Origin of the sequence: Kitasatospora sp. NPDC059571, assembly GCF_042735675.1 — a bacterium.
In the GTDB taxonomy this organism is placed as follows: domain Bacteria; phylum Actinomycetota; class Actinomycetes; order Streptomycetales; family Streptomycetaceae; genus Kitasatospora.
This window is the reverse complement of record NZ_JBHWBW010000323.1, coordinates 1-9,084: the sequence shown is the minus strand read 5'-3', so window position 1 is coordinate 9,084 and position 9,084 is coordinate 1. Positions and strand designations below refer to the sequence as shown.

General features: G+C 73.7%; 6 protein-coding genes. 1 reads left to right on the top strand and 5 read right to left on the bottom strand.

What is annotated here, in order from left to right:
- Positions 1-91: 91 nt before the first annotated feature.
- The 5 genes from ffh to ACFV0G_RS27855 form a co-directional block, all read right to left on the bottom strand.
- Positions 92-1,657, bottom strand: coding sequence for a signal recognition particle protein (ffh, locus tag ACFV0G_RS27875; RefSeq protein WP_380553703.1), 1,566 nt, complete (start codon positions 1,655-1,657; stop codon positions 92-94).
- Between the two features lie 123 nt (positions 1,658-1,780).
- Entirely contained in the window at positions 1,781-4,219 is a 2,439-nt protein-coding gene (locus ACFV0G_RS27870; protein ID WP_380553700.1) for a [protein-PII] uridylyltransferase, read from the bottom strand.
- 112 nt (positions 4,220-4,331) lie between these two features.
- On the bottom strand, positions 4,332-4,670 hold the full coding sequence (locus ACFV0G_RS27865) for a P-II family nitrogen regulator (RefSeq protein WP_030275697.1): 339 nt from the start codon (positions 4,668-4,670) through the stop codon (positions 4,332-4,334).
- Complete coding sequence (locus tag ACFV0G_RS27860; protein ID WP_380553696.1) at positions 4,670-5,992, bottom strand: ammonium transporter; 1,323 nt, start codon at positions 5,990-5,992, stop codon at positions 4,670-4,672. The genes ACFV0G_RS27865 and ACFV0G_RS27860 overlap by 1 nt, the downstream gene beginning before the upstream one ends.
- 342 nt (positions 5,993-6,334) lie before the next feature.
- Positions 6,335-7,789 carry a hypothetical protein gene (locus ACFV0G_RS27855; protein WP_380553693.1) on the bottom strand — a complete coding sequence of 485 codons (1,455 nt, stop codon included), beginning with the start codon at positions 7,787-7,789 and terminating at the stop codon, positions 6,335-6,337.
- Positions 7,790-8,335: 546 nt separating this feature from the next.
- Here ACFV0G_RS27855 and ACFV0G_RS27850 point away from each other — a divergent pair.
- Positions 8,336-9,034, top strand: a complete 699-nt coding sequence (locus ACFV0G_RS27850) for a bifunctional DNA primase/polymerase (protein WP_380553690.1) — start codon at positions 8,336-8,338, stop codon at positions 9,032-9,034.
- Positions 9,035-9,084: the final 50 nt, after the last annotated feature.

Sequence of the window (9,084 nt, the reverse complement as noted above, 5' to 3'; positions counted from 1 at the left end):
CCCCGCCCGCGGCCGCGCGGCCCCCGGGGCCCGGCGAGGGCCCGCCCCCCCCTGGGGGGGGGCGGGCCGCGGTGACCGGGCCGGGGCGCGGTCAGAGGAGGTCCTTGAACTCCTTGGGGAGCTCGAAGTCGGACGGGCCCTTGCCCGCGCCGAGGCCGAACGCGCCGCCGGGCGCGGCCGGCTGCTGGCCGGCGGGGCCGAGCGCCTTGCGCTCCGCGGCCGCCGCCTCCTCCTGCGCCCGCTTCAGCGGGTTGCCGGACTTGCGCTTGCCCTTGGCGACCGGGGCCTTCTTGGAAGAGCGCTTCGCGCCGCCGCCCATCCCCGGGATGCCCGGCATGCCGGGGATGCCCTTGCCGGAGGCCATCGCGGACATCATCTTGCGGGCCTCGAAGAACCGCTCGACCAGGTTGTTGACCTCGCCGACCTGGACGCCGGAGCCCTTGGCGATGCGCAGCCGGCGCGAGCCGTTGATGAGCTTCGGGTCGGTGCGCTCGGCCGGGGTCATCGACTTGATGATCGCGCCGACGCGGTTGACGTCCTTGTCGTCGATGTTGTTGATCTGGTCCCGGATCTGGCCCATGCCGGGGAGCATCCCGAGCAGCTTGGAGATCGAGCCCATCTTCTGGACCTGCTCCAGCTGCGCGAGGAAGTCGTCCAGCGTGAAGTCCTTGCCGCCGCCCTGGAGCTTGGCGGCCATCTTCTCGGCCTCGGCCTGCGAGAAGGTCTGCTCGGCCTTCTCGATGAGCGACAGCATGTCGCCCATGCCGAGGATCCGGGAGGCCATCCGGTCCGGGTGGAAGGCGTCGAAGTCGTCGACCTTCTCGCCGTTGGAGGCGAACATGATCTGACGGCCGGTCACGTGGGCGACCGAGAGCGCGGCACCACCACGGGCGTCGCCGTCGAGCTTGGAGAGCACCACGCCGGTGAAGTCGACGCCCTCGAGGAAGGCCTGGGCGGTGGTGACCGCGTCCTGGCCGACCATGGCGTCGACCACGAAGAGGACCTCGTCGGGGCCGATCGCGGCGCGGATGTCCGCGGCCTGCTGCATCATCTCGGCGTCGATGCCGAGGCGGCCGGCGGTGTCGACGATGACCACGTCGTACTGCTTCTGCTTCGCGTACTCGATCGAGTCGCGGGCGACCTTGACCGGGTCGCCGACGCCGTTGCCGGGCTCGGGGCCGTAGAAGGCCACGCCGGCGCGCTCGGCGACGACGCCGAGCTGGGTGACCGCGTTGGGGCGCTGGAGGTCGCAGGCGACCAGCAGCGGGGTGTGCTTCTGCTGCTTCAGCCAGTGGCCGAGCTTGCCGGCCAGGGTGGTCTTGCCCGCGCCCTGGAGGCCGGCGAGCATGATCACGGTCGGGCCGGTCTTGGCGTAGCGCAGACGGCGGGTCTCGCCGCCGAGGATGCTGATCAGCTCCTCGTTGACGATCTTGATGATCTGCTGCGCGGGGTTCAGCGCGCCGGAGACCTCGGCGCCGAGCGCGCGGTCCTTGATCTGCTTGATGAAGGCCCGCACCACCGGCAGCGCGACATCCGCCTCCAGCAGGGCGATCCGGATCTCGCGGGCGGTGGCGTCGATGTCCGCCTCACTGAGGCGGCCCTTGCCCCGGAGGTTCTTGAACGTCGCTGCGAGGCGGTCGGAGAGAGTGTCGAACACGTCGGTCGCGGGTCCCTTGCGGCATCGGTACGGGTACTGTCGTCGCCCCCCAGGGTATCCGGCCGCCCGGGGAACGGTCTCCACCCCGGGGCGGGCCCGTGCGGACCGGCCCCGGGGCACCGGTCAGCCGAGTGCCGCCTGGACGGAGCGCGCCACCTCGGCGGCCCGGTCGGGCTCCAGCGGCAGTCCCGCCGCGTCGGTCACGTAGAAGGCGTCCACGGCGTCGGCGCCGAGGGTGGAGACGTGCGCGGTGCGCACCCGGACGCCGGCCGCGTCCAGCGCCCGGCCGATCCGGTGCAGCAGGCCGGGTGCGTCGTGCGCCCGGACCTCCAGGATGGTCGCGCTGGAGGAGGCCCCGCGGGCCACCGACACCACCGGCGGCGGGGTCGCGATGCCCCGCCGCCGGGGCGCCGCGGCGTCCCGCTCGGCGAGCTTGCGGGCGACGTCCAGCGAGCCGTCCAGGGCCCGGCGCAGGTCCGCACGGAGCCGGGCCGCCTCCGGCAGCTCGCCGTACTCGGCGGCGACCGTCCAGGAGAGCAGCAGCACCGGGCCGATCCCCGCCGGGTCGAGCTCGCGCAGACCGGCCGAGCGGACGGTGAGCCGGTGCAGCGCGAGCACCCCGGCGACCGTGCCCAGCAGCCCCGGCCGGTCCGGGATGGCCAGGGTCAGCTCGACGCCCATCGGCTCGGTGCCGGTGGTGTCGTGCTCGGCGTGCGCGTGCAGCGACAGCGAGGGCGCGCCGGTCCGGGCCGCCTCGACGGCGAGCCGCTCCTCCTCGGCGGTCGGCTCGGCGGCGACCGGGTAGACCGCGCCGGCCAGCCGGGCGGCCGCGCGGGCCGCCAGGTCGGCCACCAGCGAGGCCCGCCAGCTGCTCCAGGCGGCCGGGCCGGTGGCGGTGGCGTCCGCCTCGGTGAGGGCGTGCAGCAGCTCCAGGTGGGCCACCGTGCCGACCACCTCGGTGATCGACGCGACGGTGGCCGGGTCGTCGGGGTCGCGCCGGGTGGCGGTGTCGACCAGCGTGAGGTGGTGGCGCACCAGCAGGGCGAGTGTGTCGGTGTCGGCCTTGTCGAAGCCCATCCGGACGGCGACGTCCCGGACGATCACCTCGCCCGCCTCGGAGTGGTCACCGGGCCAGCCCTTGCCGATGTCGTGCAGCAGCGCGGCGACCAGCAGCAGGTCGGGCCGGGCCACCCGGCGGGTCATCGCGGCGGCCCGCACCGCGGTCTCGATCAGGTGCCGGTCGACCGTCCAGCGGTGCACCGCGTTGCGCTGCGGGCGGCAGCGGACCCGCTCCCAGTCCGGCAGCAGCCGGGTGATCAGCCCCTCCGCCTCCAGCGCCTCCCAGACCGGCAGGCAGGCCTCGCCTGCACCGAGCAGGGTGATCAGCTGCTCGCGCGCCTCGTCCGGCCAGGGCACTGGCAGCGGCTTGGCCTCCGCGGCGAGGCGCCGCACGGTCGCGTAGGAGACGGTGAGGCCGGCCTGGGCGGCCGCGGCGGCCGCCCGCAGCGCCAGGACAGGGTCCTGGGCCGGGCGGGCGCCCTGGGCGAGGACGGCCTCGCCGTCCTGCTCCACCACGCCCTCGGCGAGCGGCCGGCGCTCGACCGCGCCCTTGGCGACGGCCCCGGCGCCCCGGCCGACCCCGCTGAACGGGAAGGCGATCCGGGAGATCCGCCGGCCGCGGCCGCTGCGGGCGGCCAGCACCCGGTCGACCGCGCGCCAGGTGACGTCGGAGGCGTAGGTGATGGTGCGGGCGGCCTCGTAGACCTGGCGGAGCAGGGTGTCGGCGTCGAGGACGCCGAGCCGGGCGGCGACCTGGTCCTGGTCCTGGAGGCTCAGCCGCTCGGTGGCCCGGCCGGTGGTGAGGTGCAGGGCGTCGCGGACGTCGGCGAGGCGGGCGGCGGCGGACTCCAGGCCGTCGCGGGGGGCGTCGGCCAGCCAGGTCGCGGCGATGGCGTTGAGGGTGACCACGTCGCGCAGGCCGCCGCGGGCCTCCTTGAGGTCGGGTTCCAGCAGGAAGGACAGCTCGCCGTGGCGCTCGGCGCGTTCGGCGGCCATCTGCTGGAGCTCGGGCAGCCGTCGGGCGGCGCCGGCCCGCCAGTCGGCGAGCAGGGCGGAGCGCAGGGCGGCGGTGAGGGCCGGGTCGCCGGCGATGTGCCGGGCGTCGAGCAGGCCGAGCTGGGCCTTGAGGTCGTCGGCGGCGACGGTGCGGGCCTCCTCCAGGGTGCGCACCGAGTGGTCGAGTGCGGCGCCGGAGTCCCAGACCGGGTACCAGATCCGCTCCGGCAGGGCCGCGTCGATCGGGCCCTCGTGGAGCAGCAGCACGTCGAGGTCGCTGCGCGGCGAGAGTTCGCCCCGGCCGTAGCCGCCGACCGCGACCAGCGCGGTGCCGGCGGGGGCGCCGGCCTCCCGGTACAGCCCGGTCAGCCAGCCGTCGGTCAGCCGGGCGAGGGCCGCGCGTCTGGCCGCGCCGCCGAGTCCGGGCGCGGCGAGCAGCCGGGCCCGGGCGGCGCCGTGGTCGTCCGGGCGGGCCGGGTCGGAGGGGTGGGCTTCGGTCGTCGTCACGTCGGATCCCCATCCGTGGAGCGGTCGGTGCCGGATACGCCTCCGGCGGACCTGCCGTGGGCAGGTCCGCCAGGAGCGTTCGGAACAGGTGCTGTGCTCTGCGGTGCCGATGCTAGAGCGCGTCGGGCCCGCGCTCGCCGGTGCGGACCCGCACCGCCGTGTCGACCGGGACGGCCCAGACCTTGCCGTCGCCGATCTTGCCGGTCCGGGCGGCCTTGACCACGACGTCGATCAGCTGCTCGGCGTCGTCGTCCTCGACCAGGATCTCGATGCGGACCTTGGGCACCAGGTCGACGGTGTACTCGGCGCCGCGGTAGACCTCGGTGTGGCCGCGCTGCCGGCCGTAGCCGCTCGCCTCGGTGACGGTGAGGCCGTGGACGCCGAAGGCCTGCAGGGCCTCCTTCACGTCGTCCAGGCGGTGCGGCTTGATGACTGCGGTGATGAGCTTCATCAGGCGTCGACCTCGGCCTTCTCGGCGGGCGTGGCGGTGGTGGTGGCGGAGACGGCCCGGGCGAGGCTGGCACCGACCGCGGTGAAGTCGTAGGCGGACTCGGCGTGCTCGGCCTGGTCGATGCCGGCGACCTCGACGTCCTCCGAGACCCGGAAGCCCATCGTCTTGTGGATCGCGAATCCGAGGATGTACGTGACCACGAAGGAGTACACCGCGACCGCGACGACGCCGAGCGCCTGCTTGCCGAGCTGGTCGAAGCCGCCGCCGTAGAACAGGCCCGAGGCGGTCTGGCCGACGTGGCCGGTGGCGAAGAGGCCGATCAGCAGGGAGCCGATGACGCCGCCGACCAGGTGCACACCGACCACGTCGAGCGAGTCGTCGAAGCCGAACTTGTACTTGAGGCTGATCGCCGCGGCGCAGGCGACGCCGGCGATGACGCCGATGGCGATCGCGCCGAGCGGGGAGACCGAGCCACAGGCCGGGGTGATGGCGACCAGGCCAGCGACGGCGCCGGAGGCCGCGCCGAGGGTGGTGAAGGCGCCGTGCCGGATCTTCTCGTAGGCGAGCCAGCCGAGGCAGGCGGCGGCGGTGGCGACCTGGGTGTTCATGAACGCCATGCCGGCCACGCCGTTGGCGGCCAGCGCCGAGCCGGCGTTGAAGCCGAACCAGCCGAACCAGAGCAGGCCGGAGCCGAGCATCACCAGCGGGAGGCTGTGCGGACGCATCGGGTCCTTCTTGAAGCCGATCCGCTTGCCCAGCACGAGGGCGAGCGCGAGGCCCGCGACACCGGCGTTGATGTGGACGGCGGTGCCGCCCGCGAAGTCGATCACGCCCTGGCGGTCGCCGAGCCAGCCGCCGTTGCCCTTGTCGAAGAAGAACACCCAGTGCGCGACCGGGAAGTAGACGACGGTCACCCAGAGCGCCACGAACAGCGACCAGGCGGCGAACTTGGCGCGGTCCGCGATGGCACCGCTGATCAGGGCCGGGGTGATGATGGCGAACATCAGCTGGAAGGCGGCGAACCCGGTGACCGGGATCGTGCCGCTGAGGTCGTTCAGCCCGATGCCGCGGAAGCCCAGGTAGTCCAGGTTGCCGATCAGGCCGGCGCCGGCGTCCGGACCGAAGGCCAGGCTGTAGCCGTAGAGGACCCAGATGACGCTGACGATGCCGAGCGTGATGAAGCTCATCACCAGCATGTTGAGGGTGCTCTTGACCCTGACCATGCCTCCGTAGAAGAAGGCCAGACCCGGGGTCATCAACATGACCAGGGCCGCACAGATGAACACAAAGGCGGTATCGCCCGCGCTGAAGCCGTCCGGCATCGGCGTCTCCTCGTGAATGGAAGCCGCTCCACACCCGGGATCCCTGTCCCGTGCCACCCGGGGTGTCGGCGATGAGAAGGAGAGTGCCGAAGGCTGATTTCGGCCGATGCGGCTCGGTGTTTCGCGGTGGTGACGCCGCTGACGGACGCGTTACGAGCGCGTGAACCGCGGCCGTGCCATGACAGATCTTGCGATACCGTACCGCCGCGCAGCACAGGCGGTAGGGGGTGGATCACCGACCGTGGGGGCACCGCGGGTGCGGGGCCGGGGGAGCCCGTTGGACGCGGTGCCGCGGCTGCCCCCACGGTCGGGGTCTGGGCCGGAGATGGCCGGAAGCGGTCGTCAGACCGCCGAGGCGAACTCCGGGATGTCCTGCACGACGCGCTCGGCCAGCCGGGAGACCTCCGGCACGCCCTTGAACTGCCGGTTGGCCGCCTCGGAGGTCTTGCGGACGCGGGTGTTGAGGCGCTCCGAGCGGACCTTGGTGGCGATGTCGACGGCCTGCTCGGCCATCACGGCGGCCTGCTCCGGCTCGTTCTGCAGCAGGTGGACGCTGGCCATGCCGATCAGGTTGAAGGCGTAGCTGCGGACGTGGTCGCCGTCCTGCCGGAAGAGGTCGACCGCGCGCTCCATCACCGGCGCCGACATCGACGCGTACAGCTGGCTGCGGCTGGAGTGGTAGGCGAGGTCGCGGTAGGAGTGGGCGTTCTCGGCGTTGAGCTCGGCCTCCGAGAAGAACTTCAGCCAGTCCTGGTCGCCGTCGCCCGTGCGGCAGTCGCTGAAGGTGTCCTCGGCCAGCCGCGCCGCGCGGGCGCACCGGTTGACCTCGCCGATGGTGGCGTACGCACGGGCCTCCATCGCGTACAGCAGGGCCTGCTGGCGGGGGGTGGCGGTGTCGCGGCTGCCGTACTGGGCGAGGTGGATCAGTTCCAGGGCGTCCTCTCCGCGGTTGAGGTGGATCATCTGACGGCTCATGTCGGTGAGGATCAGCGCGCCGAAGGGGCGGTCGCCGGCCTCCTTGGCGGCGTGCAGCGCCAGGACGTAGTACTTCTGCGCGCTGGGGTGCATGCCGACGTCGTAGGACATCCATCCGGCGAGGTGGGCGAGCTCGGCGGTCAGGCGGAACAGTCGTCTGGTGGTGGGCTCCGGATAGGACTCCTGGAGCAGGTCGGTGACCTCGTGGAGCTGGCCGACGACGGCCTTGCGGCGCAGGCCGCCGCCGTTCTGCGCGTCCCACTGGCGGAACATGACGGTGGTCTGCTCCAGGAGCTGGAGCTCCGGCTCGGAGAGCCGGCCGCTGAAGGCCTCGCCGCCGTTGGCGGCGGTGAGGATCGGGGTGGGGGCGCCGGACGGGCCGGGGGTGAGCCAGCGCTGCATGGGCTCGATGAGCGCGGCGCCGGCGGTCAGGGCGAGGGAGGTGCCGAGGAAGCCGCGGCGGTTGAGCATCAGGTCGCTGCGCGAGTACTCGCTGATCAGCTGGACGGTCTGGTCGCCGCTCCACGGCAGGTCGACGCCGCCGCCGACGGTGGAGACCGGGACGGCGGTGCGCAGGCCGAGGTCCTCGATCGAGACGACCGAGCCGAACCGCTCCGAGAAGAGCTCCGACATGATCTTGGGGATCGGCTCGCGGGGTTGCTCGCCGTCGAGCCATCGGCGCACCCGGGAGGTGTCGGTGCTGACGTGGTGCGCGCCGATCTGGCGTGCCCGGCGGTTGACCTGCCGGGCGAGCTCGCCCTTCGACCAGCCGCTGCGGGCGAACCACGACGTCAGCTTCTCGTTCGGTTGCTTGTCTCCCATGGGAACGCCCCATCCCGCCCGGCCCCGCCGCCGCGGGGCCCGCTCGTGGTGCCCGACGGTCTTCGGGCTCTTGCTCGACGTGCCGTGCCTGCTCGGCCCGCCCGGACCCTCGTACTGTGATCGGTCCGCTGCGTTCCGTGTGCCGAACGTAACGTCATTTCCGCCATCCGGGGGAGCTTCGCCGGGGAAACGCCACCTTTCGCCACCCCTGCGAGTGAACAAACGGCGCTCCGGGCGCGCTTCACTGGTAGTCAGATCGGCTTGACCCCGGCACATGCCAGGACGGCGCGGCCTCCGGCCCCGCGGACGGATCAACTGCCTTCGATGCTACCGGCATTGACGGCTCAGCAGATGACGGAGGCAGCTGTGCAGGAACGACGATCCGGCATTCGGCCCTCCGGTGCAAGGCAGCTCCTGGCGCGGGCCGCTCGGATCGGTGCGCGCGGCCCGGCGCGCGCCGTCGGCGCGCCACCAGCTCCGCGCCCGCCCGCGGACGGTGTGTCACAGTCCCGTAACCACCGGCCGTCGGAACCTGTTGGGGGAGGCATGGAGAACCTGTTCGGCGAGCTCCGGCTCCGGCATCTGCGGCTGGCTCCGCGGGGCACCCGGCGGCACCACCGTGCCACCGCCCTGCAGGCGGCCGCCGAGTACACCTCCCGGCTGGGCTGGACGGTCGCCGCGGGCACCGCGGCCGCCGGCCGCACCCCCGCAGCCTGCCCGTGCGCGGCCGTCCACTGCGCCGCGCCCGGCCTGCACGCCGCCGACGCGCCGGTGGCGGCGGCCGGCACCCCGCTGCACGAGCTGCGCCGGCTGTGGTCCGCCGACGCCCCCGTCCTGCTGCCCGCCGGGCTGCACTTCGACGTCCTCGACGTACCGGCCCAGCCCGGGCTGCAGGCCCTCGTCCGGCTGGAGCGGATGGGCACCCAGGTCGGCCCGGTGCTCGCCGCGCCGACCGGCCGGCTGCTGTTCTTCGTCGCCCCGGGCACCGCCCGCCGACTGCCCGAACTGCTGTACCGGATGGGCTGGGACGACGCCTCGCTCGACCTGGTCTGCCACGGCGCGGGGTCGTACGTGGCGGCGCCGCCGACCGTCCTCGGCGGGCTCGGCCCGGCGCGCTGGCTGCGCCGCCCGACCCGGGAGAGCGCGGCCTGTCCGCCCGAGGCCCGGCTGCTGCTCGGCACCCTGGCGTACGCCTGCCACCGCGGCCGCGCCCGCAGCACCGAGCCGGCCTGGCTGGCCTGCTGACCCGGCCGTCCCCCGCGCAGATGCGAGCGGGCCGCCTCCCGGTCGGGAGG

What these genes read in the sequence shown, in the direction of transcription:
- ACFV0G_RS27865 (WP_030275697.1), bottom strand. Translation starts at nt 4,670, where the DNA reads ATGAAGCTCATCACCGCAGTCATCAAGCCGCACCGCCTGGACGACGTG.
- ACFV0G_RS27860 (WP_380553696.1), bottom strand. Translation starts at nt 5,992, where the DNA reads ATGCCGGACGGCTTCAGCGCGGGCGATACCGCCTTTGTGTTCATCTGT.
- ACFV0G_RS27855 (WP_380553693.1), bottom strand. Translation starts at nt 7,789, where the DNA reads ATGGGAGACAAGCAACCGAACGAGAAGCTGACGTCGTGGTTCGCCCGC.
- ACFV0G_RS27850 (WP_380553690.1), top strand. Translation starts at nt 8,336, where the DNA reads ATGGAGAACCTGTTCGGCGAGCTCCGGCTCCGGCATCTGCGGCTGGCT.